This window comes from Pseudomonas capeferrum, from assembly GCF_013523055.1.
Classification (GTDB): domain Bacteria; phylum Pseudomonadota; class Gammaproteobacteria; order Pseudomonadales; family Pseudomonadaceae; genus Aquipseudomonas; species Aquipseudomonas capeferrum_A.
Map to the genome: position 1 here is coordinate 130246 of NZ_JAAMQM010000014.1, position 26922 is coordinate 157167.

The 26922-nt window shown below is 61.8% G+C and carries 22 protein-coding genes, 1 tRNA gene and 1 pseudogene; 15 read left to right on the top strand and 9 right to left on the bottom strand.

What is annotated here, in order from left to right:
- The first annotated feature begins 4 nt into the window (after positions 1 to 4).
- The 8 genes from G7009_RS17035 to G7009_RS17065 all read left to right on the top strand — a co-directional run bounded on the left by G7009_RS17035 (position 5) and on the right by G7009_RS17065 (position 6797).
- Positions 5 to 1495 carry a sensor domain-containing diguanylate cyclase gene (locus G7009_RS17035; protein WP_181131227.1) on the top strand — a complete coding sequence of 497 codons (1491 nt, stop codon included), beginning with the start codon at positions 5 to 7 and terminating at the stop codon, positions 1493 to 1495.
- Positions 1488 to 1709 (top strand): cysteine-rich CWC family protein, encoded by a 222-nt coding sequence (locus G7009_RS17040; RefSeq protein ID WP_181131228.1) that lies wholly within the window; start codon positions 1488 to 1490, stop codon positions 1707 to 1709. The genes G7009_RS17035 and G7009_RS17040 overlap by 8 nt, the downstream gene beginning before the upstream one ends.
- 31 nt (positions 1710 to 1740) lie before the next feature.
- Complete coding sequence (locus tag G7009_RS17045; protein ID WP_181131229.1) at positions 1741 to 2433, top strand: 16S rRNA pseudouridine(516) synthase; 693 nt, start codon at positions 1741 to 1743, stop codon at positions 2431 to 2433.
- 358 nt (positions 2434 to 2791) lie between these two features.
- Positions 2792 to 3676: an alpha/beta fold hydrolase gene (locus tag G7009_RS17050; RefSeq protein WP_181131230.1), complete on the top strand. Its 885-nt coding sequence runs from the start codon at positions 2792 to 2794 to the stop codon at positions 3674 to 3676.
- A 113-nt stretch (positions 3677 to 3789) separates the two neighbouring features.
- A tRNA-Gly gene (locus tag G7009_RS17055) sits at positions 3790 to 3863 on the top strand.
- Between the two features lie 214 nt (positions 3864 to 4077).
- Positions 4078 to 4383 carry a type II toxin-antitoxin system RelB family antitoxin gene (gene relB, locus G7009_RS28350; protein WP_445677162.1) on the top strand — a complete coding sequence of 102 codons (306 nt, stop codon included), beginning with the start codon at positions 4078 to 4080 and terminating at the stop codon, positions 4381 to 4383.
- Positions 4367 to 4633, top strand: coding sequence for a type II toxin-antitoxin system RelE family toxin (locus G7009_RS17060; RefSeq protein ID WP_181131231.1), 267 nt, complete (start codon positions 4367 to 4369; stop codon positions 4631 to 4633). Before relB ends, G7009_RS17060 begins: the two co-directional genes overlap by 17 nt.
- Positions 4634 to 5126: 493 nt before the next feature.
- The gene (locus tag G7009_RS17065; RefSeq protein WP_181131232.1) at positions 5127 to 6797 is read left to right on the top strand and encodes a BCCT family transporter; all 1671 of its coding nucleotides are present in this window, start codon (positions 5127 to 5129) and stop codon (positions 6795 to 6797) included.
- Between the two features lie 97 nt (positions 6798 to 6894).
- On the opposite strand, the gene G7009_RS17070 is transcribed toward G7009_RS17065, so the two are convergent.
- On the bottom strand, positions 6895 to 7617 hold the full coding sequence (locus G7009_RS17070; protein WP_258197962.1) for a 3'-5' exonuclease: 723 nt from the start codon (positions 7615 to 7617) through the stop codon (positions 6895 to 6897).
- On the bottom strand, positions 7614 to 9494 hold the full coding sequence (locus tag G7009_RS17075; protein ID WP_181131233.1) for a DUF294 nucleotidyltransferase-like domain-containing protein: 1881 nt from the start codon (positions 9492 to 9494) through the stop codon (positions 7614 to 7616). The genes G7009_RS17070 and G7009_RS17075 overlap by 4 nt, the downstream gene beginning before the upstream one ends.
- A gap of 436 nt (positions 9495 to 9930) precedes the next feature.
- Between G7009_RS17075 and nhaA the strand changes: the two genes are divergently transcribed.
- Positions 9931 to 11298, top strand: coding sequence for a Na+/H+ antiporter NhaA (gene nhaA, locus G7009_RS17080; protein WP_181131234.1), 1368 nt, complete (start codon positions 9931 to 9933; stop codon positions 11296 to 11298).
- A gap of 97 nt (positions 11299 to 11395) precedes the next feature.
- On the opposite strand, the gene G7009_RS17085 is transcribed toward nhaA, so the two are convergent.
- The 3 genes from G7009_RS17085 to G7009_RS17095 form a co-directional block, all read right to left on the bottom strand.
- Complete coding sequence (locus G7009_RS17085; RefSeq protein ID WP_258197963.1) at positions 11396 to 13000, bottom strand: alpha/beta hydrolase; 1605 nt, start codon at positions 12998 to 13000, stop codon at positions 11396 to 11398.
- Between the two features lie 2 nt (positions 13001 to 13002).
- A complete protein-coding gene (locus G7009_RS27510; protein ID WP_219856625.1) occupies positions 13003 to 13542 on the bottom strand; it encodes an RNA polymerase sigma factor in 540 nt (179 codons plus the stop codon).
- 78 nt (positions 13543 to 13620) lie between these two features.
- Positions 13621 to 14691, bottom strand: coding sequence for a glycerophosphodiester phosphodiesterase (locus G7009_RS17095; RefSeq protein WP_181131235.1), 1071 nt, complete (start codon positions 14689 to 14691; stop codon positions 13621 to 13623).
- 106 nt (positions 14692 to 14797) lie between these two features.
- On the opposite strand from G7009_RS17095, the gene G7009_RS17100 reads away from it, so the two are divergent.
- Together G7009_RS17100 and G7009_RS17105 are read left to right on the top strand one after the other, a co-directional pair.
- Positions 14798 to 15820 (top strand): DUF4917 family protein, encoded by a 1023-nt coding sequence (locus G7009_RS17100; RefSeq protein ID WP_181131236.1) that lies wholly within the window; start codon positions 14798 to 14800, stop codon positions 15818 to 15820.
- A gap of 231 nt (positions 15821 to 16051) precedes the next feature.
- Positions 16052 to 16363, top strand: a pseudogene (locus tag G7009_RS17105) (transposase); the annotation flags it as partial.
- A gap of 142 nt (positions 16364 to 16505) precedes the next feature.
- Here the strand turns inward: G7009_RS17105 and G7009_RS17110 are convergent.
- The 4 genes from G7009_RS17110 to G7009_RS17125 all read right to left on the bottom strand — a co-directional run bounded on the left by G7009_RS17110 (position 16506) and on the right by G7009_RS17125 (position 19826).
- Positions 16506 to 17723 carry a class I SAM-dependent methyltransferase gene (locus G7009_RS17110; protein WP_181131237.1) on the bottom strand — a complete coding sequence of 406 codons (1218 nt, stop codon included), beginning with the start codon at positions 17721 to 17723 and terminating at the stop codon, positions 16506 to 16508.
- Positions 17724 to 17824: 101 nt separating this feature from the next.
- The gene (locus G7009_RS17115; RefSeq protein ID WP_181131238.1) at positions 17825 to 18442 is read right to left on the bottom strand and encodes a TPM domain-containing protein; all 618 of its coding nucleotides are present in this window, start codon (positions 18440 to 18442) and stop codon (positions 17825 to 17827) included.
- Positions 18443 to 18468: 26 nt separating this feature from the next.
- On the bottom strand, positions 18469 to 19224 hold the full coding sequence (locus G7009_RS17120) for a TPM domain-containing protein (protein ID WP_181131239.1): 756 nt from the start codon (positions 19222 to 19224) through the stop codon (positions 18469 to 18471).
- The gene (locus tag G7009_RS17125; protein ID WP_181131240.1) at positions 19224 to 19826 is read right to left on the bottom strand and encodes a LemA family protein; all 603 of its coding nucleotides are present in this window, start codon (positions 19824 to 19826) and stop codon (positions 19224 to 19226) included. The genes G7009_RS17120 and G7009_RS17125 overlap by 1 nt, the downstream gene beginning before the upstream one ends.
- A 183-nt stretch (positions 19827 to 20009) precedes the next feature.
- On the opposite strand from G7009_RS17125, the gene bglX reads away from it, so the two are divergent.
- The 4 genes from bglX to G7009_RS17145 all read left to right on the top strand — a co-directional run bounded on the left by bglX (position 20010) and on the right by G7009_RS17145 (position 26919).
- Positions 20010 to 22295: a beta-glucosidase BglX gene (bglX, locus tag G7009_RS17130; protein ID WP_181131241.1), complete on the top strand. Its 2286-nt coding sequence runs from the start codon at positions 20010 to 20012 to the stop codon at positions 22293 to 22295.
- Between the two features lie 55 nt (positions 22296 to 22350).
- The gene (locus G7009_RS17135) at positions 22351 to 24108 is read left to right on the top strand and encodes a sensor histidine kinase (RefSeq protein ID WP_181131242.1); all 1758 of its coding nucleotides are present in this window, start codon (positions 22351 to 22353) and stop codon (positions 24106 to 24108) included.
- The gene (locus tag G7009_RS17140) at positions 24102 to 25436 is read left to right on the top strand and encodes a sigma-54-dependent transcriptional regulator (protein WP_181131243.1); all 1335 of its coding nucleotides are present in this window, start codon (positions 24102 to 24104) and stop codon (positions 25434 to 25436) included. Before G7009_RS17135 ends, G7009_RS17140 begins: the two co-directional genes overlap by 7 nt.
- A gap of 163 nt (positions 25437 to 25599) precedes the next feature.
- Positions 25600 to 26919 carry an MFS transporter gene (locus G7009_RS17145; RefSeq protein ID WP_181131244.1) on the top strand — a complete coding sequence of 440 codons (1320 nt, stop codon included), beginning with the start codon at positions 25600 to 25602 and terminating at the stop codon, positions 26917 to 26919.
- Positions 26920 to 26922: the final 3 nt, after the last annotated feature.

A 26922-nucleotide genomic window follows, 5' to 3' on the forward strand; every position in this document is an offset into this window, starting at 1 on the left:
GATCATGCCGCCACCTTCCGTCCTGTTTTCGCGACGCTCGCTGATCCTGGCCCTGCTGCTGTTACTGGCATGCGGCTTCCTCGCGACCTCGCTGATCAGCTACTTCTCTTCGCGCAGCGCGATTCGCGACGGCATCCTCAATACCGAGCTGCCGCTGACCTCGGACAACGTCTATTCGGAGATCCAGAAAGACCTGATCCGGCCAGTATTGATCTCCTCGATGATGGCCCAGGATATCTTTCTGCGCGACTGGGTCCTGGCAGGCGAACGCGACACGCAACAGATCACCCGTTATCTCGACGAGGTGATGGGCAGGCAGGAGACCTTCACCGCCTTCTTCGTCTCAGACCGCACTCGTACCTATTACCAGGCCAAGGGCAAGCTCAAGCAGGTCGAGCCTCATGAATGGCGTGACGAATGGTTCTTCCGCCTTCGTGAGTTGAACACGCCCTACGAGATCAACGTCGACCTGGACATGGCCAATCAGGACAAGCTGGCGGTGTTCATCAACTATCGGGTCGTGGACTACCAGCAACGTTTCCTGGGTGCGACCGGGGTCGGCCTGAGTGTCGAGGCGGTGGTCCGCCTGATCGACGAGTATCAGCGCCGCTACCACCGCACGGTGTATTTCACCGACACGCAGGGCAAGGTCCTGCTCACCGGCTCCAAGGGCGGGCCCCAGGGCGTGCGCGTGGGCGAACGCCTGGCCGATCGTGAACACCTGCGCGAGCTCCTGGCCGACAGGCCGACGCCAAGCGAAGGCAGCCATGAGTACCGCGACAGCGAAGGTCGCAGCCATTTCCTCAATGCACGGGCCATACCCGAACTGGACTGGATGCTACTGGTCGACAAGCGCGAAGATGGCGCCCTGGACCGGGTCCGCCAGTCGCTGTACCTCAACCTGGCGATCTGCGCCATGATCACCCTGGTGGTGCTGTCGCTGCTCAACGCCATGATCAAGCGCCACCAGGACAACACCGAAGCGTTGGCGACACTCGACAGCCTTACCGGCCTGCCCAACCGGCGCAGCTTCGATCTGCTTGCCGGCCAGGCGCTGCACGAAGCCCCGCGCAGCACGGCGGCACTGGTTGCCCTGCTGATCGACCTGGACCATTTCAAGTCGCTCAATGACACCCATGGTCACCTGGCGGGTGACGAGGTACTGCGTCAGTTCGCCGAAGTGCTGCGAGGCAGTCTGCGTCAGTCCGATATACTCTGCCGCTGGGGCGGCGAAGAGTTCATCGTCCTGCTACGCGAAGCCGATGCCCAGGGAGCGCTGGAGGTGGCCGAGAAGATCCGTCGTCGGACCGAGCAGAAAGTCTTCAACTTCGATGGACGAGCCTTGCGCCTGACCACCAGTATCGGGCTAAGCACCCTGCGGTCCGGAGATACCTTGGATGGCCTGCTGACGCGGGCCGACCATGCGCTCTACCGCGCCAAACAGGGAGGCCGCAACCGCGTCTGTGCGCAGACGCCTGGAAACGATCATGACTGACACCTTGCACTGCCCCGCCTGTGGGGCGCTCAACCACTGCAGCCTGGCCGACCCCCGCACTGCCACTCAAGACTGCTGGTGCTACGGCGTGAGCATCGACCCGGCCGTGCTGCAGGCATTGCCCGAAGCATTGCGTGACTTGGCCTGCCTGTGCCCGCGTTGCGCGGCGGTGGAAGATCAACTGCGCGCCGCGGGCAACTCGCCGATCCGCTAGACTGCCCGCCCCTGCCGCCAATGACCTTTCCATGCGCCTCGATCGATTCCTCGGTAACCTGCCCCGTTACAACCGCCTGCAAGTACGTCTGCTGCTCGTGGAGCGGCGAGTGCGCGTCGATGGCCGGGTCGTGACCGATCCGCGCCACGAAGTTCGCGTCTTCAGTCATATCGAGGTCGATGCAGAGGTCCTGCAAGCCGGGCGGCCGGCGTGTTACCTGATGCTGCACAAGCCGACCGGCTGCGTGAGCGCTACCCAAGATCCGCAGCACCCCACCGTACTCGACCTGCTGCCGCCGCCGCTGCGTGAAGACCTGCACATCGCTGGACGTCTGGACTACAACACCACGGGCCTGATGATCCTGACCAACGACGGCCAATGGTCACGTCGCCTGACCCAGCCGAGCACCAAGCTGCCCAAGTACTACCTCGTCGAGACCGAAGACGAGATCGGCGCGCATTACATCGAAAAGTTTCGCCAAGGCTTCTACTTCGCCTTCGAGGACCTAACCACCCTGCCCGCCGAGCTCACGCTCCTGGGCCCGCGTCAGGCGCGGCTGGGCATCGTCGAAGGCCGCTATCACCAGGTCAAGCGCATGTTCGGCCACTTCGACAACAAGGTCGTGGGCTTGCACCGGGAAAGCATGGGACCGATCCGCCTGGATCCGACCCTGGCGCCGGGCGAGTACCGGCTGCTGACCGAGCAGGAAGTCGCCCTGGTCTGACGCAAGCGCTCCCCTTTTTTTCCTTCGCTGATCACCCACTGCGGAAAAGACCACTTCGGCGCTGCGTCTTTTTACCCAACGGCACTTGCGGGTTGTCCATCCCACTGCTTGAATCCAATTCATAAGTCTGCATGTGACTCATCGGTCACACTTGTGGGCTGGATGCATTCACTGGCCACCCAAGACCCAGAATCATGGGATCCGGCGGATCGTCCATCGATAACAATACCCGTCGACCATCGTCGTCAAGGATCGACAAAGGGCACCGGTTTCTCTTCAGGCGTATGCCTACCTGTCATACAGAACGCGCACCCTTGGTGCCGCGAACGCCCTTTTTTTTTGCGCCAGGAGTCGAAAGATGAGGCCAGAAATAGCTGTGCTTGATATCCAAGGTCAGTATCGGGTTTACACGGAGATGCATCGGTCAGAGGTCGCGGACAAGACCATCATCATGGTCAACGGCTCACTGGCCACCACCGCCTCGTTTGCCCAGACGGTGCGCAGCCTGCATCCCCAGTTCAATGTCGTCCTCTACGATCAGCCCTATGCGGGCAAATCCAAGCCGCACAACCATCCGGAGCGTTTGCTGACCGAGGAAACGGAGGCGCATATCCTGCTGGAGCTGATCGAGCACTTCGGTGCGGACCACGTCATGTCGTTTTCCTGGGGGGGCGCCTGCACGCTGCTGGCGTTGGGGTACAAGCCACGGCATGTGAAGAAAGCTATCGTCAGCTCTTTCTCGCCGGTGATCAACCAGCCCATGCGCGATTATCTCGAGCGCGGCTGCGAGTACCTGGCAGCCTGGGACCGCTATCAGATGGGCAATCTGGTCAACGACACCATCGGCAAGCATCTGCCTTCGCTGTTCAAGCGTTTCAACTATCGACATGTGAGCAGTCTTGACAGCCATGAATACGCGCAGATGCTGCTCAACATCCAACAGGTGCTGCGAAACGGCATCGACCGGGCGCTCGAGAATGCCCGCAACATCGACATTCCGATCCTGTTCATGAACGGCCATCGCGACGAATACACCACGGTCGAGGACGCTCGCCAGTTCGGCAGGCATGTGCGCAACAGCCACTTCACGACGATCGACGATGCCGGGCACTTCCTCGACATGGAGCACAAGAACGCTTGCGCTGCCACCCGCGCGGCCTTGCTGAACTTCCTCAAGCCTCATGGCCGCGATGCCCGGCCACGCAGTCATTTCATACAGGGCCACCATGCACTGGCCATCTGAAGCATCGGCGGCCTGCCAATGCTGCAATGCGCAGCCACAGGCCGCCGATCAGGCTTTTTTCGACACTAGGGTTTCCATCCGAGAGGGGTTCTGGTAAAACATCGGGCTGCAAAGCGGGTGTCGTATAATGGCATTACTCCAGCTTCCCAAGCTGATAACGAGGGTTCGATTCCCTTCACCCGCTCCACTTCCGCTTCACTGGATACTCCCCCGTCCAGCAGCCGCTGAAACAGGATTCTCCCACCTTTCAGTTCGGCACCTTTCATTCAAAGCTGATGATGTGAGCGGCTCCACTTCTGGACGTCCGTGACTGGCTCCATGCTTGATGCTGAATCAGATAATGACATTGATAGCTTCCCTCAACGACCTGAAGGTCGCCCTTGCCCGTAGAGCATGAGGCGATGGGCAGCCTGCCGCTCCCTTTCAAGAAACCGGTCTTGATACAGTCAATACGTATCACGAAGCACCGAAAGGTTCTGGCACGCCTACTTCAATTCGCCTGGCACCAGAATCGAACGGCGCCTCGATTTCCTGGCGAGCAGTACAGGCCGCACCAAAGCGTATACCTGCGCGAATTCATTGACCAAGGTCTCACCGACCTGGAGGCCTACTATCTCGCGGCAGAAGTCCTGGAGCGAGTACGTAAAGGACAGGAATCCGTGCATTCGGCGGCCGAGGTAAGGAAAGACCTTGGCCTGGACGATTGAGTCCACCAACACAGCTGTAAGCCAGTTACGCAAGCTCGACAGACAAGCAGCCAAACGCATCCTGGATTTCATGGATGAGCGGACTGGTAAACGGAAAGATCCTCGCAGTATTGGAAAGGCGCTTGGCGGACCGCAAGGTGGGCTCTGGCGTTATCGAGTGGGGGATTTCCGGGTCATTTACGACATTCAGGACGGGGCATTACGGGTACTTGTAGTGCAGCCAGGTCATCGTAGTGAGATCTACAGATGATGGCTGAGAACAATATAGAAACCGGTTCTACCGCCAAGAGTCATGACCTTGGCGGTAGAACACCCATGATTGCCGAGCGAAATGCCCGGCGCGCTACAAGACTCACTCCTGGGTCGTCCTGAGCCAGTGCTGCCGCCATCGAACGCCTCCCTCTCTGCAAACCCCGCTCGCGAAAAAACCTTCGCGCTACCCGATCCTGCGCGGCATTCGGAATTCGCGCACGTGTTGAACCAATTGGTCGCTTAAACGCTCTGCTAGCACGCAGATGTCGCGCCTTGGGACAAAACATCTGCGCAGGATGAGCATTGACGGGAGAAACCATCGCCAGCTTTCGTTCATTCGAGAGGTTCGATGGCGTGACTCGAATACCTGCGACGTTGCGGGTTTCGCGGCAAGGTTTGCTAGGATAGGACCACACTCATCTCGTTTTACCATAGGAACAGCGGGGCTAAACACCACTGCACGCTACCGTGCCAGCATCCAGGAGGCACCAATGGGTAAAAAACCCACGGACGATCTGTCAGCCAATACTCAACCTGTCAGCGAAGATGGCATTCCCGCGCCAAGTGGAGCAGCCAACCTGATCGACACTGATTACGTCATCGGGCAAGACAACATCAAAGGCGAGTTTTCATTCTCGCTCGATATCCATGGCAAGGTCTTCATCATCTCGGCGGCGACCATTCTGCTGTTCGTCATCCTGACGCTGGCGCTCCAGAATGAAGTCGAACCACTCTTCAGTTCGATCCGCACCTGGCTGACCAGCAACCTCGCCTGGTTCTTCATGAGCGTGGCCAACATCTTCGTCGTGCTATGCCTGGTGCTGATCGTCTCGCCGCTGGGCAAGGTGCGTCTGGGTGGCAGGGACGCCACGCCCGACCATACCTATCTTGGCTGGTTCTCGATGCTGTTCGCCGCGGGCATGGGCATCGGCCTGATGTTCTACGGCGTGGCGGAACCCATGTCGCACTATGCCGCCTCGATGGGTGGCGTGACCGTCGATCCCAGCGGAGTGCGCACCGATTGGGCGCCGCTTGGCGGCGCGGCTGGCGACATGAAGACATCCGCCGACCTGGCGATGGCCTCGACGATCTTCCATTGGGGCCTGCACCCTTGGGCGATCTACGCCATTGTCGCCTTGTCCCTGGCGCTGTTTTCGTTCAACAAAGGCTTGCCGCTTTCGATACGCTCGATCTTTCATCCACTGTTGGGCGAGCGTGTCTGGGGATGGCCTGGGCACATCATCGATATTCTGGCCGTATTCGCCACCTTGTTCGGGTTGGCGACTTCTCTAGGGATCGGTGCGGAGCAAGCCGCCGCCGGGATCGAATACCTGTTTGGCATAGAGTCGAATAACCTGAGCAAAGTAGTGCTGATCATCGGCATCACACTGGTTGCTCTATGGTCCGTCGTGGCGGGCCTGGAAAAGGGTGTCAAGTTTCTGTCCCAGGTCAACATGGGGCTCGCCCTGCTCCTGCTGGTGTTCATCATCGTCGTAGGGCCCACCCTGGCGATCTTCACCGGATTCTTCAAGAATCTGGTGACTTACGCCGAATATCTGCCCTCCCTGTCCAATCCGTTCGGACGAACCGATGTCGAGTTCATCCAGGGTTGGACGGCGTTCTACTGGGCCTGGTGGATCAGCTGGTCCCCCTTTGTCGGGATGTTCATCGCCCGGGTCAGCCGGGGCCGAACCGTGCGAGAGTTCCTGATCTCCGTCCTGCTGGTGCCTTCCCTGGTTTCGGTCCTGTGGATGACGACCTTCGGCGGTACTGCCATTGATCAGGCGACGGTTCAAGGCCTGATCGGCGTCAAGGATGCCGTCCTGGAGCTCAAGCTGTTTGCCATGTTGAGCGAACTGCCGCTGAAGGAGATTTCTTCCTTCCTGGGAATCGTTCTGGTTGCCGTCTTCTTCATCACTTCGTCGGATTCCGGCTCCCTGGTAATCGATACGATCACAGCGGGCGGCAAAGTCGACGCGCCGGTGCCACAACGAGTGTTCTGGGCCGTGATCGAAGGCGTCATTGCGATCGCCTTGCTGCTCGGGGGCGGCCTGATAGCGTTGCAGGCGATGGCGGTTTCCACTGGTTTGCCTTTCGCCATAGTCCTGTTGCTAGGCTGCATTTCCCTGGTGAAAGGGCTGATGTCCGAGCCGCGATCCTGAGACGCTGCGCATAGACAGGCCGACTACGCCTGTCGGCCTTGGTGGGTATTCAGCTGTACCCACCAAGGCCAACCTCCGGAACGACTTCAATCGCCGATCAGTCCCATAACGCCGCGATTGGGGTGGACGGTAGATAGTGGCTGGCAATCTGCGCTTGCAACAATTCGGCGGTAGCCAGTGCATCGGTCAGCGCGTGGTGGGCATGGTAAGGAGGAAGGTTATAGCGGGCGCGACTGTCCGCCAGTCTTATCGACAGCTGAGGCCGACGCAGCAACCTGTCGAGCCAGCTCCGCTTCTGCCTGTGCATGCGCGCTTCCAGTTGCATGGTGTCGATCACCGGAAACTGCAGCCCCTCTCCCAAGTGACGATGAAACGCCCGGTCCAGGAAACCCCGCTCGATGTTCCGGTAGTGTACGACCATCACCCTCCCCGCCATGGCGTCCAGCAGCGCCTCCACCACCTCGGTCAGCGCGGGAGCGTTCCGGATATCCGTGTGGGTGATGTGGTGAAAGGTCACCGACTTTTCATTCAATTCCGACTGCGGTTTCACCACCCAGTACAAGGCCTGGCCACAGCGTATCCGCTGCAAGGTGAACGGTATCAGGCCGATGCTGACGATGCTGTGAGCCTGGGCGTCGAGGCCGGTGGTTTCCACGTCCATTGCCAGTAATTGAACCTGTTCGATAGGCGTCTGCGCTGCAATGACCCCGGCTCGATAGAACTTTTGCAGCGCAGGATGTCTGGCCTCTTTCGCCAGCGCCTCGAACCTGGCTGCCCATTCCGATTTGCCCGCCATGCGCTCTGTGCCGGCGCCCTTCATGGCAATTGCCGCGCCTTGGCGGGATAGCGAAATCGCAGGAAGTTCTGAGCGTTGCTCAAGACCTGGAACGCTTCCTTGAGGTTATGCCGCTCACTGGTAGAAAAACGCTCCGGCTCGATGTAGTTGTCCGGACTCATGCCCTGCTCCAGGGCATCTGCCTGATGCCGAATCCGCACCATCGAGAGGAACTCGAGCGCATACCTCAGGTGCTTCAACGCTTCAGGCTGCATGAGTTTGGTGTTGCTGATCGCGTCCAGGCGATCGAAGGAGTTTTGCGCGGTACTGGCACAGGCCAGGGCGTGAATGCGGATCAGGTCGGTCAGTGGCGCGGTGCCACGGCCCTTGAGGTTGATGATGCGTTTCTGTCGGCCATCCGTCTCCACCACGAACGTACGGAAGAAGCCCAGAGGGGGTGTCCGATTGAGCGCGATTCGCGCCATGGCATTGAGGAACCCAGGGTTGGCGCTGGATTTGCGCGCGCACAACGTCTTGAGCTCCTGCACCAGCTCGAGCTGTCCATAGACCCCATCCAGGTCGAAAAAGATGCAGCTGTTGAGCAGGGTCGCGGCATTCGGCTTTTCGATCCAGTCATTGAAATAGCCCCGCCATACCCGCAAAGGCTGACGCCACTGATCGTTGGTCGCCATGATGCCGCCCTTGCAGTAGCTGTACCCGCACGCGGCGAGACCATCGCTGACAAAGGTCGCCAGACTGCGGAAGTAGTCATCGTGCAGGGTCGGGTCGAACGCGTCGTCCAATACCAGGGCATTGTCCTGATCGGTGAGCAGCAACTGCTCGTCCCGCGCCATCGACCCCAGCGCCATGAAACAGTAAGGCACCGGAGGCGGACCCAGTTTCTTCTCCGCCAGCTCGAGCAGACGCTGGGTGAACGCGCGACCGATGCCCGAGATCGCGCTACCGATCATGTGCGCCGTCGCACCCTCGCGAACCATGCGGATGTAGGTTCCACGCAGATCACGAAGCAAAGCCCGCAGGCCCTCGACCGAAGTCTGGTTGGAGATGCGATTGACCAGGTACAGGCTGCTCTGGGACTCGTAGCGAATGATGTCCGACAGGTTGATCAGCCCGACCGTCCGACCTTTGTACATGACCGGCAGATGATGAATATTGCGGCGCAACATCACCAGCATGGCCTCGAAGAGCGAGTCATCCGCCTCGATCGCCACTGGATCGACCGACATGATCTGGCCGATGGTCGTCGCGCTGTCGCTGCGCCCGGCGGCGACGACCCGGGTACGCAGATCCCTGTCGGTCACGATCCCTACCATTCTGTGCGCGGGCCGCGGCTCCGGGTCCATGACCACGACGCACGAGACGCTCTGCTCGGTCATCACCTTGGCGGCTTCATGCACCGAGGTATCGGAGGTCACCCAGACCAGCGAGCGCGAGACCAGTACGCGACATTTGAGCTGGATCAGCTCGCTCGCCCGGCCCTGTGCCTCTACGGCCGACTTGAGCCTGGAATGGCCTTCGGCTTCGACGAACTCGGCGAAGGCGTCATGTTGCGCGCACAGTTCGGCGAAGACCTCGGCGGGGATGAAATAGATCAGGCTGTCTTCCAGGGCCTTGGCCGGAAAGCGGACCTTGTTGCTGCGCAACAGACCGGCCTGGCCGAAGATATCGCCCTCGACCAGCCGGTTGTAAAGCTCGCCGTTGCGCCGATAGATTTCCACGGCGCCGCTGCGCACATAGTGCAGGTCCCGGATCACCGCGCCTGCCTCGAGGATATCGCTGCCGGCCTTGAAATAACTGACCTCGACCCGTTGGGCTATCCCATCCAGCGTCTCCAGTGGCAACGCATCGAAGGGGGGGAAACGATGGAGGTGATCACGAATCTCCTGTAACTCGATCTGCATGGAACCTCGAATGCGATGGCTGGCGAGAATGGCAGGCTGATGGCCAATGCCAGCCAGTTAAGGAAGAACATTCGATCCAAATACTTGTGCTTAGCCTTCGGCTTTTGCAACTTCTGCGCTGCTGCCGGCCTATCGCGGGACAAGCCCGCTCGCCACCAGGTGCGCGGGGAGCACGGTACAGGTGGCGAGCGGGCTTGTCCCGCGATAGGCCGTCAGCTTCACAAAGCTCTAGAGCTGCCATACAAGCTCAGCATGCGAAATCGACTATTTCCTTAACTGACCGGCATTAGGCCGATGGCCGGGTTCTGAGCGAGCCACGGGAGGAATTTGCATCCCCCGTCGCGGGCTCTTATCATCCGGCCTGGGTGTACTGTTGCATAAAGCGCGGTGCAGGTTAAATCTTGAGCGTTGGTCGGGCCGCCAACGGAGAGAATTTGTGCCCGAAAACAAGTCAGCCCCGCCGTCCATTCCACGTCCTCAAGTACTGACCGAGCGGGCGCTCTCTGCCCTGGAGCGGTTTTCGCATATCGAAGCCGTCAGTGGCATCGCCCTTCTGATAGCGGCGCTGGCAGCTCTGGCATGGGCCAACAGCCCTTACGCCGAAAGCTACGAGCATCTCTGGCACACGCGTATCACCCTTGGCGTCGGAGCGTTCAGCGTTTCCCAGTCCCTTCACTTCCTGGTGAACGACGGCTTGATGACGATCTTCTTCCTGGTGGTGGGGGCCGAGATACGTCAGGAAATACACGACGGGGCACTGTCCAGCTTCAAGATGGCCCTGCTGCCGCTGGGGGCAGCCCTGGGTGGCGTGATGATGCCGGCGTTGATCTACCTGGCCATCAACCATGGCACCGTGGCCAGCAACGGCTGGGCCGTGCCGACCGCCACGGATATCGCCTTCGCCGTAGGCGTCCTGGCGCTGCTGGGCAGATCGATACCGGGAGGCGTCAGGGTCCTGCTGCTTGCGCTGGCGATCATCGACGACATCGTGGCCATCCTGATCATCGCCTTGTTCTATACCTCCAGCCTCGACTACACCGGCCTAGCGATTGCGCTTGGCGGCGTCCTGCTGATCTTCATGTTCCAACGCATGGGGATCGGCAAGATGGCGCTGTACATCATCCCGGGGGCAATCATCTGGTATGGCCTGTTCAAGACCGGCGTGCACCCGACCCTGGCCGGCGTGCTTCTCGGCCTGCTGAGCCCGGTACGTTCCATTCCCATGCGCGAACGACCGCTGGAAACCATCCAGCGAAGCTTTCACGAGCTGGTGGAGCGGTATGCTTCGAAAGGCAACGACGGGCACTCGGTGACCAAACCGTTGAAGCAGATACGCAAGGCCGAGAGGGAGATGCTCTCGCCCGTGCAACGCATCCAGGCCGCGCTTCATCCATGGGTCGCTTTCGCCATCATGCCGCTCTTCGCCCTGGCCAACGCAGGCGTGAGCCTGGCTGGCGCGAACCTTGAAAATGCCTTGTCCCTGCATGTGTTCGTGGCCGTGATCCTGGCATTGGTCCTGGGCAAGCCCGTGGGGGTGATCCTCGCCTGCTTCGTCCTGGTCAAGACGAAGGTATGCGAGCTGCCCAGTGGCGTGACCTGGGGTGGAGTGAGTCTGGTCGGTTTGCTGGCGGGGATCGGCTTTACCATGTCGATCTTTATCGCATCGCTTGCATTCGACGACGCCAGCCTGCTGTCCGCGGCAAAACTGAGCGTGCTCTGTGCGTCAGGGATCGCAGCGGTCGTGGGATTGACCTGGGGTTGGGTCCACCTGGCATCGACACGCAAGTCGCTCACTGCCGATTGACGAGCTAGCGGGGCCACCGGGATACGTCCCCGACAGCCGCTAGCCACAAGAAAGCCCCGGGGTTCACGCCCCGGGGCTTTTCGCTGTATCGCTTGGCTTAACTGGACGTGGGCACGCACGCCTGCGGCACTGCCTGCGTCCCCTTGCCGATCAGGCTGATCAACCCGCATGGCAAGCTGCCACGCCATTGCAGGTAGTCATGCCCGGCCGGGTATTCCACCTGTTCCAGTTCGTACCCCTTCGCCTGCAAGACATCGCGCAGGTGCCGAGTGGTGTCGAGGATCTTCGGCCCTTCGAACAGCCCCGAGTGCAGGTAGAAATGCAGCGGCTGGCGCGGCGCCTTGACGTATTCCCGGGTCAGCCAGCCAGGTTCGACGCCTTCCGGCGACCACCAGTAGGAACCCGACAGGCTGAGTACGTTGCCGAACAGCTCCGGGTGCCTGAGGCCCAGGTACGCCGAGGCCAGGCCGCCGTAGCTGGAGCCGGCGATCACCGTTCGCGAGGCTGGCGCGGCAAGGCCCTGTTGGCGGGCCCAAGGCATCAGCTCTTCGGCCATGAAGCGCGCGAACAGCGGATTGGGCGGCAGCTCCTGCTGACGACTGAGGTCGGTCGGATTGGCGATGATCAGCGCGGCGGTAGGCGGAATCAGTCCATCGGCGATCAGGTTATCGAGAATCGTCGGCGTCGGCACCTGGCGTGTATAGGCGTGGGCATCGAACAGAACCAGCAGATCCTGTCCGGCCTTGCCCGCTTGCCAGCCTGCTGGGCGATACAGATACACGTCCCGCTCGTTACCCAGCAATCGGCTTGCCACACGCTGGCGCTCGAGGGCGCCGCGGGCGACGTTTTCGCGCCTGGCAATCCAAGGTTGCGGCGCGGCATCGGGCAGCTCAAGGCTCGAACGTGACAGCCATGGATCACCGCTGGCGTCGGCGAAGGCGTGAGGATTGAGTGGGTTGCTCCTGGAAGTGGCAAGGAGTACGCGGCGGTCGCTGGACGCGGGCACGTCCGGGGCGATCTGGTAGCTCAGGCGGGCGCTGGAAGGCACCCCGAAGCTGCGGTACCAGACGTCGCTGTCGCCGAGCCGGTGCAGCGGATCGTGATTGCCCGATGGGGCGCCGAAGACCCGTACATTGTCCTTGGCGCCTTGCCAGAGGAAGGTCACCAGCCGCCGATCGGGCTTGCCTGGTATGAGCTCCACCAAGGGAGTGCCCTGCTCTGCGCGGGCTTTCCAGAAGGCTTGGGTATCCTTGCCCACCGCCAGCTGGCCGGCCAGCTCTCGCAATACCGGGCTTGCCAGGGGCTCGGCACGGCGGCGTTGCTCGCCAACAGGCTGGATCTGGTTCAGGCTCAGTTTGAAACCGGCTCCCGGCCGCGTGTCGATGGCCTCGGCACGCAAAGCGTAGCGGCCATCTTGCGGGGCAACGAACATGAAGTCCCGCACTTGATCCAGGCCATCGACCAACAGCCGTAACGGTCGCCCGCTCTCATCGAGCAGACGCAGGCTGATGTCTCCCTCGATGCGGCCACGGACGAAGTCTCCTGCCTTGAGCGTCAGGCGCCAGGTTGGCTGGCTTGCCTGGGCAAGGCTGCCTTCCACGGTCTGGCCCAGGGGCAACGCCGGAACACCGGCCGCCATGGCGCCACCGATACAGGCGGCGGCCATGAGCAAGGCGCAGCTCAAACGTGTGAGTCGATGCATGGTCACCTCAGAAATCGACACTGGCGGAGAGCTTCAGGGTGCGTGGTTCGCTGACGGTCGCGAAGCCGGTGTTGAACACCCCGGTCCAGTAAGCGCGGTTCTCGACGTGTTCCAGGCTGGCGCGCAAGGTCACGTCCTTGCTCATCCGGGTCGAATAGCGAGCGCCCAGGTCGTAACGCGTCCATTGCAACTGCTGCAACTGCGCGCGCGATCATGATTTCTTCCACGCTCAGGCTCAGCAGGTCAGCCCGTGCCAGCCAATCCTCGAGCGCCGCCAGCTCGGTGCTGCGCCGACGATATTGATCGATGCACAGGTTGCGCGCGGCCTGAAACAGTAACGTGCGGGCGTTGATGACCGGGCCGTCGAGCGCGTGCGCATAGGCCTGGGCGAAGCTGGACTGAGCGATATCGGTGGCATCGTCCGGGTTGCGCAAACGGCCACACAGGTAACGACGCAGGTCGCTGTAGTGGGCCAGCAGATCATGGACGGCCGCCTGGAAGGCCGGCGCGGTGCCGGTCCAAGGCGTGAAAAGGGATGTCATTGCGCGTGGACTGCATAGGAAATCATTAATAGGAATTCCTATCATTCTCACACAGGTCATCCCGCCGCGACCAGTGCCTCAATAGCCATGCGCATGCAGCAACTGCTCCTCGCTCTGTCCGGGAGGCCGCCCGTAGTAGCGCAGCAGCGCGCCGGCGCGGTTGGTGAAGATACCGTCGACGCCCGCCGACATGGCCTTGCGAAAGTCCACCGGGCTGTCGAGGGTATAGACATGCACCAGCAGGCCACGGTCGTGACTGAGCCGGTTCATCCAAGGTCGGATCAGATCGGCGTAACTCTGCTCGTCTCTGGCGCTTCGAGCGGCAGAGGGTCCGATCCCGATGGCGCCACCTTCGCGGGCATGGTCCAGCCAGCGGCTGAATTCATCACGATCCCTGGGCTGCTGCCTGGCGTAGAAAGCCGCCCTGTCGTGCTCGCCGGATTCGGCGAAGGTCTGGCCGGAGGCCGGCTCGATGCTGCCCTTGCCTACCCAGAGCAAGAGGATCTTCGGCACCTGCGGCATGGCCTTGTGCAGCAGCGCGAGGCTACCGCGATCGAAGGTCTGCAGCACGACCCTGCCCGGCCGGTCGAGCCAACCGCGCGCTTGCAGTCGTGCCTGCAGGTCCGCTTCGATCCCTGGGAACTGATGGGGTACCTTGGTCTCGATGTACAGCCCCAGATTGCGCTCGGGATTGCCTTCGGCAATGTCGATGACCTCGTCCAGGGTGAGTATCTGCAGTTTCCTGAAGGATGCGCGAGCGCGATCCGGGTAAGCCTTGTTGAACCAGCTGCCGGCATCCAACGATTTCAGCTCTGCCAGACTAAAGGCGCTCACCGGGCTGTCGTGCCGCTGCGGAAAGCGTTGCGCGACATCGCTGGTTCGCGACAGCTCGTCATCGTGGACCACTACCAGCACGCCATCGCGGGTACGTTGCACATCCAGCTCCAGGTAGTCGGCGCCCAGATCGCGGGCCAACAGGTAGGCGGGCGTGGTGGATTCCGGAGCGTCATGGGACGCGCCGCGGTGAGCGATGACAGCCGGATGGGGAATACCCTGAGCGCTGGCGAGGGCACGCCCGTCGCTGGCCTGGGATGAAACGGTCGACAACAGCGTGATCAGGCCAAGTGCCTGAACGATCCATGAATGCATTCGATCTCCTCCGAACTGAGCGTGTGTCATTGCCGACGTCCAGCCTCGCACACAGGCCATGACATGCTAAAGTCGCGGCGTTCTTGCCTTATCCACGGATCGCCCGATGCCCCACGCCACTCTCGACGCCAGCCTGCTCACTTGGACAGCGCTGAACGACCGCCACCCCTGCGATGCTTTGGTCCTGGGCAACGGCGCCAGCCGCGCGCTGTGGAAGCCGTTCGGCTATTTTTCCCTGTTCGAAGAAGCCCAGCGGGTCCGCTACAAGGCACTGGGCGTCAGCGACCAGGCGCTGTTCAAGTCCCTGGGAACCGAACTGTTCGAACCCGTGCTCAGCGCGCTCAACACGACAGTACGCGCCAATGCCGCCTTGGCGATCGGCTCGACCGCGCCGCTGAACCGCTACTATTCGATCAAGGAAGCGCTGATCCATGCCATGCGCGCGGTGCACGTGCCCCATGCGCTGCTGCCGACCGCCACGCTGAACGTCATCAACCAGGAGTTGCGCCGCTACCGCAGCGTCTACACCAGCAACTATGACCTGATCTGCCCCTGGGCTGTCGAGCACGCGCCGCAAGGCTTCGCCGACCTCTTCGACGAGCAGGGCTTCTTCGACATCCGCCGCACCCGCGCCGAGGGCACCCGCATCCTTCACCTGCACGGCGGCCTGCACCTGCTCAAGCTCGCCGATGGCACTACCCGCTCGCGCCGCGCCGAAGGCAGCGAACTGCTCGACGGGTTCGCCGTCAACAACCCGGGAGAAGTGCCGCTGTTCATCAACGAAAGCCGTAGCGAAGACAAGCTGCGCGCTATTCGCGCGTCCGACTACCTGTCCTGGTGCCTGGGCGAGCTCGCGCGCGAGCGCCAAGGGCTTTGCCTGCTGGGGCAGCATCTGGATGCCAGTGATGGGCATTTGCTCGAGGCGATCAAGCAGGCGCGTCCGGCGTATCTGGCGGTCGGGATTCGGCCGCTGGGTGAAGCGTCGGTGATCAGTCAGAAGCGCCGGTATGTGGAGCTGTTTGCCGATACGCAGGACATCCCGCTGCATTTCTTCGATGCCAGCAGCCATCCGCTGGGACGTGCGGATTTGGGTATTGCAGTGCCGGCTGGGCATGGGGTGAGGCGCTGACAGGCTTGCAAATACGTGAGATCAGGGCAGCTCTCCATCGTTATCGGGTGACGTTTACGGGGGTTGTCTGATGTCGCCGAGCTGGTTCGATTAAACGAAGTGTTCCTCTGTTGGGGTAGTTGCAAATCAGCAATTACCGAGGAACCCCTCTCGACAAAGACCTATAACCACCAAATTTCTAGTGCGTTTATTTAAATCGCTAATTGTAAGACTCATCCTACAGAAACAGAGGTTTTACCCGATGGGACACGCGATATCCTGGGGCTCTGGATCGAGAGTACCGAGGGTGCGAAGTTTTGGATGAAGGTGTTCAACGACCTCAAGACGCGCGGCGTCGAAGGTATCCTGATCGCCGTGACCGACGGCCTTAAAGGCATGCCGAAGGCCCTCAGCGCGGTGTTTCCGGACACGACCCTGCAGACCTGCATTTTTCACCTGATTCGCAACAGCCGTGAGTATGCGGCCTGGGACAAATGCCGAGAGCTGGCCAAGGTTCTGAAGCCGGACTATCAGGCGGTTAACGCCGAAGCGGCTGAACAGGCATCGGATACACAAAAAAACTGACAGTCCCTGTGAAGCTGATGGCCTATCGCGGGACAAGCCCGCTCACCACCAGTGCGCGAGGCAGGAAGGCACGTCCTCCAAAACCGGCTGCACGCACCTGGAGGCCATTGCTCAATTCGCCCTACCCGCCAATCAACCCATCCCCGCGCAACAACGTCTCCAGGCAATGCTCCTTCACCCCATAGAACGCCTTCAACGCCTCGATCTTCTCCAACAGCGCCGCAGGATCGATCGCCTGGCTGCGTTTCACCGCCAATATCATCTTGTTCTTGTTGGTGTGCTCCAACGAGATGAACTCGAAGACCTTGGTCTCATAACCGCACGCGTCCAGGTAAAGGGCGCGCAGGCTGTCGGTGAGCATTTCGGCCTGTTGGCCGAGGTGCAGGCCGTATTGCAGCATGGGCTGCAGCAGGCCCGGGCTGTGCAGTTGCGGGCGAACCTGCTTGTGGCAGCATGGGGAACACATGATGATCGCCGCGCCGCAGCGGATACCGGTGTGGATGGCGTAGTCGGTGGCGACATCGCAGGCATGCAGGGCGATCATCACGTCGATGGCATCGGGCACGACGCTGCGCACGTCGCCGCATTGGAATTCCAGGCCAGGATGTTCCAGGCGCGCGGCCGCGGTGTTGCACAGGTCGACCATGTCCTGGCGTAGCTCGACACCAGTGACCTGTGCCTCGCGCCCCAGGCTGTTGCGCAGATAGTCGTGCATGGCGAAGGTCAGATAGCCCTTGCCCGAGCCGAAATCGGCGACACGCAAGGTTTGCTCGGCTGCGACGGGCGCACCGCCCAAGGCATGGTCGAACACTTCGATGAACTTGTTGATCTGCTTCCACTTGCGCGACATGGACGGAATCAACGCGCCGTGCTGATCGGTGACGCCCAGGTCTTGCAGGAAAGGCCGCGACAGCTCCAGGTAGCGTTTCTTCTCCCGATCATGTCCGGCCGGCTGGGCCTCTCGCACGGGCTGCGCGGCGTGGCGCTGGAGCATGGGCTTGCCTTTCTTGCTGAAGCTCAGCTGCACTTCCCCGTCCTGGCTGAACAGGTGGGCATTGCGGAAAGCCTCCGGCAGCAATTCGGCGACCAGCGCCTGGGCCTGGTCCACGGGCAGGTTACGGGTGATGTCGCGGGTCTGGTGGCGATAGACCAGCGACAGGCAGGGCTGCCCCTTGACCTTCAGCGGCTTGGCGATGATGCGCTGCAGGGTCTCGTCGCTGCCGACGTGACGCGCCAGGACCAGCTTGACCAGCGTTTCGGTCTGCAAGGTCTCGGCCAGCAGGCCCAGGAACTGGGCACGCGCATCGGGCGTGGTGGAAGCAGAAGGAGTAGCGGACATGGGGAGTTCGGGTGCCTCGGGTGACGGAAGCGCTGGTGCGCAATGCCGGGCATTCTACGTCCATGCCCGGCCCGGGCGAAGGATTTATCGATGGCCGTGGGTCAGTCGAGAATCACCAGGCGGTTCGGCAGCTCGTTGCGCGCATGGGTCACCGGGACATGGGCGCCAAGCAATTCTCCACAAGCTTCGATGCAGGTGATGAACCCTTGCAGCGTCTGGCCTTGGTGGACCTGTTCGGTAAAGCGCGCGACGATCTCGCCCCAGACCTGGTTGTCCAGCCGCCTGGCGATGCCTTCGTCGACCAGGATCTCCACGTAGCGCTCGGCCTCGCTGACGAAGATCAATACACCGGTACCTCCTGCCGTATGGTGCAGGTTCTGTTCGAGGAACTGACGTCGCGCCAGGTTGGAGGCGCGCCAGTGGCGCACCGCGCGAGGGATCAGGCGGGTGGTCAGTTGCGGAATCCGAAACACCAGGCACAGGACGATGAACGTCGACCATTGGGCCAGCAGCAGGCCGTTGATGCTGAGCCAGCCAACTACATAATGCAGCAGACCAGGTACCAGCAACGCCACCAGGCTGGCCCAGAGCAAAGGGATGTAGGCGTAGTCGTCGGCGCGTCGCGCGAGGACGGTCACCAGCTCGGCGTCGGTGTGCCGTTCGACCTCGGCGATCGCCTGCGCGACCTGGCGCTGTTCGTATTCACTGAGCAATGTCATGCAATCGGATCTCGTTCGTTATCGTTCTACCAGCCACCCGATGAGCCTCCGCCACCGAATCCGCCACCGCCGCCGCCAAAACCACCGCCGCCGCCACCGCCGAAGCCGCCTCCTCCGAAACCACCGCCCAGGCCACCACCAAAGCCGCCGCCCATTCCACGGCCACCTCGCCCCCGACCACCCAAGCCGAGCCCCTGGAGGACGAAGACTGCGATCACCATCAGCACGAACAGGCCGAACGCCCAGGCGGGCATGTGCTCCTCGCCGCGCCCTCCTGCCGCGCGCTGGGGTTCGGCCAGTGGTTCGCCGCCCAGCACCTGCAGCATGGCGCTGACGCCCGCGACTATGCCTTCGCCGTAGGCGCCGCGGCGGAACGCCGGGGTGATGACGCTGTTGATGATGACCGCTGACTGGGCATCGGTCAGACGGTCTTCCAGGCCATAGCCCACTTCGATTCTCAGGCGCCGCTCCGAAGGGACCACGATCAGCAGGGCACCGTTATCCTTGCCCTTCTGGCCGATGCCCCAATGTCGCCCGAGCTGGTAGCCGAAATCTTCGATGGCCTGGCCCTGCAGGTCCGGCAGGGTGACGACCACGATCTGGTCGGTGGTGGCCTGCTCATGGGCGGTGAGCAACCGCTCGAGCTGCTGCCGACTGGAAGCGTCGAGCAGGTTGGCATTGTCGACCACCCGCCCCGTCAATGCCGGGAATGCCGGTTCGGCGTGGGCGGGACCGCTGGCCAGCCCGAGGGCCAACCAGAAGACCAGGATCAACGCACGCATCAGAATTTCACTTCAGGCGCCCGGTCGGCGTTCTCGCTGGTGGCCTCGAAGTTTTCGCGCACCTTGAGGTCGCTGTACATCACGCTGTGCCAGAGCCGACCGGGGAAGGTGCGGATCTCGGTGTTGTAGCGCTGGACAGCGGCGATGAAGTCCTTGCGCGCCACGGCGATACGGTTCTCGGTGCCTTCGAGTTGAGACTGCAAGGCCAGGAAGTTCTGGTTGGACTTGAGGTCCGGATAACGCTCGGAAACCACCATCAGACGACTCAAGGCACCGGTCAGCTGGCTTTGCGCCTGCTGAAATTGTTGCAATTTTTGTGGGTCATCGAGCGTGCTGGCATCCACCTGGATGGACGTGGCCTTGGCCCGCGCCTCGATCACCGCGGTCAGCGTCTCCTGCTCCTGGCGAGCGTAACCCTTGACCGTTTCCACCAGGTTGGGAATCAGGTCCGCGCGGCGCTGGTACTGGTTCTGGACCTGGCCCCAGGCCGCCTTGACCTGCTCGTCATACTGGGGAATGTTGTTGATCCCGCACCCTGCCAGGAGGCTGCCAAGCATCAACAGCATCCACAGCCGTACTGCCCTGAACTCGATCACCTGCATGTTCAACGTGCTCCCTGTTCTCTCTCGGATAGGTCTGGATAAGGCATAATCCGCGCAGTCGCTGGATCGAGCGAGCCTGATGGGCCAGTCGACGCTCCAGCGAACTCTACAACAATAGTCGTTCCCTTACTTCGGCCTGCGCGTATCGATTGTGATACCGACAGCGGCCTAGAGACAGAATTCATGAAGAAGCTGTGTTTGCTGGGTCTCGCGATCGGCCTGATCAGTCAGACGGTACTTGCCGCCGCCCCTCCCTTGCAGGACAAGCAGGCATTCATCGAGCACCTGATCGGCCAGATGAGCGTCGAGGAAAAGATCGGTCAGTTGCGGCTGATCAGCATCAGTCCGGAGATGCCCCGCGAGACCATCCGCGAGGAAATCGCCGCCGGGCGCATCGGCGGTACCTTCAATTCCATCACCCGCGACGAGAACCGGCCGATGCAGGACGCCGCCCAGCGCAGTCGTCTGAAGATTCCGATGTTCTTTGCCTACGACGTGATCCACGGCCATCGTACGATCTTCCCGATCAGCCTCGGCCTCGCCGCGACCTGGGACATGGACGCGATCGCCAAGGTAGGACGTATCTCGGCCATCGAAGCGGCCGCCGACAGTATCGACATGACCTTCGCGCCCATGGTCGACATCGCCCGGGATCCGCGCTGGGGCAGGACCAGCGAAGGTTTTGGCGAAGACACCTACCTGACCTCGCGCATTTCCGACGTCATGGTCCGCTCGCTCCAGGGCGGCGACCCGGCCAAGGCCGACAGCATCATGGCCATCGTCAAGCATTTCGCCCTGTATGGCGCGGTGGAAGGGGGACGCGACTACAACACGGTCGATATGAGCCCCGTGAAGATGTACAACGATTACCTGCCGCCCTATCGCAGCGGCCTCGACGCCGGGGCCGGCGGGGTAATGGTCGCGCTCAACTCGATCAATGGCGTCCCAGCCACCTCCAATACCTGGCTGATGAACGACCTGCTGCGCAAGGAGTGGGGCTTCAAGGGGGTGACCATCAGCGACCACGGCGCCATCAAGGAGCTGATTCGTCACGGTGTCGCGCGTGACGGTCGCGGGGCTGCCAAGCTGGCAATCAAGGCCGGCATCGACATGAGCATGAACGACTCGCTCTATGGCAAGGAGCTTCCCGGACTGCTCGCCTCCGGCGAGGTCAGCCAGGCGGAAGTGGACCAGGCGGTCCGCGAAGTCCTGGGCGCGAAATACGACATGGGTCTGTTCAAGGACCCCTACCTGCGCATCGGCAAGGCCGAGGACGATCCACAGGATGTCTATGCACCGGAACGCCTGCACCGCGAGGCCGCTCGCGATGTGGCACGGCGCAGCCTGGTGCTGCTGGAAAACCGCAATCAGGTCCTGCCGCTGAAGAAGGCCGGGACCATTGCGCTGGTCGGTCCGCTGGCCGATGCGCCGGTAGACATAATGGGCAGTTGGGAGGCCGCGGGGCGTCCGCAGCACTCCGTCACTGTTCGCGAGGGCATGCGTCGCGCGCTCGGTGATCAAGCCAGGCTGGTGTATGCCAAGGGCTCCAATGTCATCGATGACCAGGTGATCGTCGATTATCTGAATTTCTTCAACTCCGAAGCGCTGCGAATCGTCAAAGATCCACGTCCGCCGGCGGTCCTGATCGACGAGGCGGTCAAGGCGGCCGAGGCCGCGGATGTGGTGGTCGCCGTGGTCGGCGAATCACGCGGCATGTCCCATGAGTCATCCAGCCGCACGACATTGGAGATTCCGGCCAATCAGCGCGCGCTGATCAAGGCGCTCAAGGCCACCGGCAAGCCGCTGGTTCTGGTTCTGATGAATGGACGCCCGCTGTCGCTGGCGTGGGAGCGCGAACAGGCCGACGCCATCCTCGAGACCTGGTTCAGTGGTACCGAGGGCGGCAATGCCATCGCTGACGTACTGTTCGGAGACTACAATCCCTCCGGCAAGCTGGCCATTACCTTCCCGCGTTCGGTCGGGCAGATTCCCCTGTACTACAACCACCTGAGCATCGGTCGCCCCTATACACCGGGCAAGCCGGGCAACTACACCTCGCAGTACTTCGAAGAGCCCAACGGCCCGTTGTATCCCTTCGGTCATGGCTTGAGCTATACCCGCTTCGAACTCTCGGGACTGAAGCTGTCCACCCCCGAGCTCAAGCGCGGCGAGACCCTGCAGGCCGAGGTAAACGTGAAGAATACCGGTCAGCGCGACGGCGAGACCGTGGTCCAGCTGTACGTGCAGGATGTCAGCGCGAGCATGAGCCGCCCGATCAAGGAGCTGAAGCGGTTCCAGAAGATCATGCTCAAGGCGGGCGAGGCACGGACCCTGACCCTGGCCCTCGGCGAAGACGATCTCAAGTTCTACAACGCACAACTGCAACAAGTGGCCGAACCGGGTGAGTTCAACGTCCAGGTCGGCCTCGACTCCCAGACTGTCCAAGAGCAGCGCTTCGAGCTGCGTTGATCAAGTGTCCACCGGAGGGCCCGTCCGGCCCTCCTCGCTCGTCAGGATCCGCTGCATGCCAAAATCCATTCGCGCCTTGCGCCTGGGGTCGATCGTCCTGCTGATCCTGCTTGGCACCGCGCTCAGCGCGGGCTGGGCCATGCACCAGGCCAAGCGGCAATCTATGGAAACCGATGCGCAGCGGGCCAGCCAGAAGTTGGGCTTGTATGCCAACTCGCTGCACACCCTCATCGAACGTTACCGAGCCCTTCCCGCTGTACTGGCGTTGGACCCGCAGCTGATCGAGGCACTACGCAACCCTGTCACTCCTCGGGTGCAGGATGATCTCAACCGCAAGCTCGAGCGCATCAATGACGCCGCCAGCTCCTCTACCCTGGAGCTGCTCGACCGCACCGGCCTGGCGATCGCTGCCAGCAACTGGCGCCAACCCACCAGCTACGTAGGCTCCAACTACGGCTTTCGGCCTTATTTCAAGCAGACCCGCAGCCTTGGCAGTGGACGCTTCTATGCAATCGGTGTCACCAGCGGCGTGCCGGGCTACTTCCTTTCCAGCGCGGTCAATGACGAGCAAGGGCGCTTTCTCGGCGCCATGGTGGTCAAGCTGGAATTTCCCGAGCTGGAGCGTGAATGGCGCCAGGGCAACGATACCCTGCTGATCAGCGACGCGCGCGGCATCATTTTCTTCGCCAACCAGAAGGGCTGGCGCTATCGCGAATTGCGTCCTTTGACCGACGCTGATCGCGCCGTGCTTGCCGAGACCCGCCAGTACGACAAACAGACGCTGACTCCCTTGCAGCATCGCACGCTCATCGAATTCGCCACCCATAGTCGACTCAGTCGCGTGCAGGGACCCGGCGGTACGCTCGACTATCTTTGGGAGAGCCTGCCATTGGAGACCGAAGGATGGACGCTGCATCTGCTACGCAGGCCGCAGGTCGAAGACGACAGCCGCAATGCTGCCCTGGCTGCCGCGGCCCTGTGGCTGACCCTGGTGTTTGCCGCGCTGTTCGTCAGCCAACGCTTGCGCCTGGCACGTTTGCGCCAGCGCAGCCGCGTACAGTTGAAGCGCCTGGTCGAAGAGCGCACCCGTGAGTTGCGAACCGCGCAAGAAAGCCTGGTGCAGGCGGCCAAGCTGGCGGCGCTGGGGCAGATGTCGGCGGCCCTGGCTCACGAGATCAACCAGCCTCTGACCACCCAGCGTATGCAGATCGAAACCTTGCGCCTGTTGCTCGACAACGACCGCGTGGCCGAGGCTCGGCAGGCTCTGGAGCCTTTGGAGCAGATGCTCACGCGCATGGCGGCGCTGACCGGTCATCTCAAGACCTTCGCCCGCAATAGCCCAAGCGGCCTGCGCGAACGGCTCGACCTGGCCACGGTGGTCGAGCATGCATTACACCTGCTCGACACTAGAATCCGTAACGAAGGCATCAGCGTCGCTCTTTATCTGGCGCGTCCCGCGTGGGTACGTGGCGATGCGATCAGGCTGGAGCAGGTGTTGATCAACCTGCTGCACAATGCGCTCGATGCCATGGCCGCGAAGTCCTACAAACGTCTGGAAATCCGTATCGAAAGTGACCAGGCGCAGTGGCGACTCAGCGTGCTGGACAGCGGTGGCGGAATCGCCGAAGACGTGTTGGCCAAGGTCTTCGACCCCTTCTTTACCACCAAGCCCGTGGGCGAAGGGCTGGGGCTGGGCCTGGCGATTTCCTACGGTATCGTCCATGAGGCGGGTGGCCAGCTGCAGGTCGAGAACCTGCCTGGCGGGGCCCGCTTTACCCTTACCTTGCCTCGCGATCTGGAGCCTGTATGTTGAATTCGGTGATCGTCATCGATGATGAAGCCAGTATCCGCACGGCGATAGAGCAGTGGTTGAGCCTCTCGGGCTTCGACGTCCAGCTGTTCAGCCGCGCGGACGAATGCCTGGCGAAGCTGCCGAGGGATTTTCCCGGCGTGATCATCAGTGACGTGCGCATGCCCGGCATGGACGGCCTGCAGCTGCTCGGCCAGCTACAGGCAAGCGATCGAGAGCTGCCGGTGATCCTACTGACCGGCCATGGCGATGTGCCTATGGCCGTGGATGCCATGCGCCAAGGTGCCTACGATTTCCTGGAGAAGCCGTTCAGCCCGCGGAGCCTGCTCGACAGTCTGCGCCGAGCCCTGGAAAAACGTCGGCTGGTATTGGAGAACCGACGCCTGCACGAGCAGGCCGACCTCAAGGCGCGGCTGCAGGACACCTTGCTGGGGATGTCGCAAGGCCTGCAGCAGCTGCGGCGGCAGGTGATGGACCTGGCCAACCTGCCAGTCAATGTGCTCCTGCGTGGCGAGACGGGCAGCGGCAAGGAGCGTGTGGCGCGCTGTCTGCACGATTTCGGCCCCCGCGCGGCCAAGCCCTTCGTCGCGCTCAACTGTGCCGCCATCCCCGAGTCGCTGTTCGAGGCCGAGCTGTTCGGGCATGAGAGCGGGGCCTTCACGGGCGCTCAAGGCAAACGCATCGGCAAGCTCGAATACGCCAACGGCGGCACGGTGTTTCTCGATGAAATCGAAAGCATGCCGCTGGCCCAGCAGGCCAAGCTGTTGCGGGTGATCCAAGAGCAGAAACTCGAAAGGCTCGGCGCCAACCAGAGCATCAGCGTCGATCTGCGGATCATCGCCGCCACCAAGCCCGACCTGCTGGAGGAGGCCCGCGCCGGGCGCTTTCGCGAGGACCTCGCCTATCGCCTGAACGTGGCCGAGCTGCGTCTCTCGCCCTTGCGTGAGCGACGCGAGGACATCCCTCTCCTGTTCGAGCACTTCGCGCGTGCCGCGGCCGAACGCCTGGGGCGCGAGGTTGCGCCTCTGACCGGCGCGCAGCTGGCGCGGCTACTGGCCCATGACTGGCCTGGCAATGTCCGTGAACTGGCCAATGCCGCCGAACGCCATGCCCTGGGTCTCGATTCGCCAGGCATCGAGACGTCTCCCGCTGGGCAATCGCTGGTCGAGCAGATGGAGGCCTTCGAAGCCCAATGCCTGCGCACTGCCCTGCGCCAGCACCGCGGAGAGATCAAGGCCGTGATGGAAACCCTGCAACTGCCTCGTCGGACCTTGAACGAGAAGATGCAGCGGCATGGCTTGGCACGTGAAGATTTCACGGATCGCCAATAAGCGAGTATTCGCTCATCTTTATCCATAGATAGGCGGATTTCCGCTTATTTCCAGAGCTTGACCTCTCTATTTAGGGCGTTTGCGGGTTGGCACATCTCCTGCAAAAGCCCTGGCAAGCTGCGCTCTGGCGCGCTCCACAAAAACAACGAGAAGGTTACCTCCGATGGATAACGCCACTTCCCTGCCTGCCGGGGCGGCCTCTGCGCCCGCCACCGGGAAAACGACCGCCAGCCGCCTGAAGTCGATCTTCAGTGGCTCGATCGGCAACATGGTCGAATGGTACGACTGGTACGTCTACGCTGCATTTTCACTCTATTTCGCCAAGGCCTTCTTCCCGGCCGGCGACACCACCGCGCAATTGCTCAACACGGCCGCTATCTTCGCGGTGGGCTTCCTGATGCGTCCGATTGGTGGCTGGCTCATGGGCCTGTACGCCGACCGCAAGGGACGCAAGGCGGCACTGATGGCTTCGGTGCTGCTGATGTGCGCCGGCTCCCTGGTCATTGCCCTGACGCCGGGCTATGAGACCATCGGCGTTGCCGCGCCCATTCTGCTGGTGTTGGCGCGCCTGCTGCAGGGGCTGTCGGTCGGTGGCGAATACGGCACCTCGGCGACCTATCTCAGCGAGATGGCCAGCAAGGAACGTCGCGGGTTCTTCTCCAGCTTCCAGTATGTGACCCTGATTTCCGGCCAGCTCATTGCCTTGGCGGTATTGATCGTTCTGCAGAACGTTCTTACCACCGAGCAGCTGTATAGCTGGGGCTGGCGCGTACCTTTCGTGATCGGGGCGCTGTGTGCCGTGGTCGCGCTGTACCTGCGTCGCGGCATGGAAGAGACCACTTCCTTCACCAAGAAGGAAAAGGCCAAGGAAAGCCTGATGCGCACCCTGATGCGCCATCCGAAAGAGCTGATGACCGTTGTCGGCCTGACCATGGGCGGCACCCTGGCCTTCTACACCTACACCACCTACATGCAGAAGTATCTGGTCAACACCGTGGGCATGAGCATCACCGACTCGACCAGCATCTCGGCGGCCACGCTGTTCCTGTTCATGTGCTTGCAACCCGTGATCGGCGCCCTGTCCGACAAGATCGGTCGACGCCCGATCCTGATTGCCTTCGGCGTATTGGGAACCGTGTTCACCGTACCGATCCTCACCACTCTGCATACCATCGAAAGCTGGTGGGGTGCTTTCTTCCTGATCATGGCCGCGCTGATCATCGTCAGCGGTTACACCTCGATCAACGCCGTGGTAAAAGCCGAGCTCTTCCCCACCGAAATCCGCGCCTTGGGTGTCGGCCTGCCCTATGCATTGACCGTGTCGATCTTCGGCGGCACCGCCGAATATGTCGCGCTGTGGTTCAAGAGCGCGGGGATGGAGACAGGTTACTACTGGTACGTGACTGCCTGCATCGCCTGCTCGCTGCTGGTATACGTCACCATGAAGGACACGCGTACACACTCGCGCATCACTACCGACTGATCG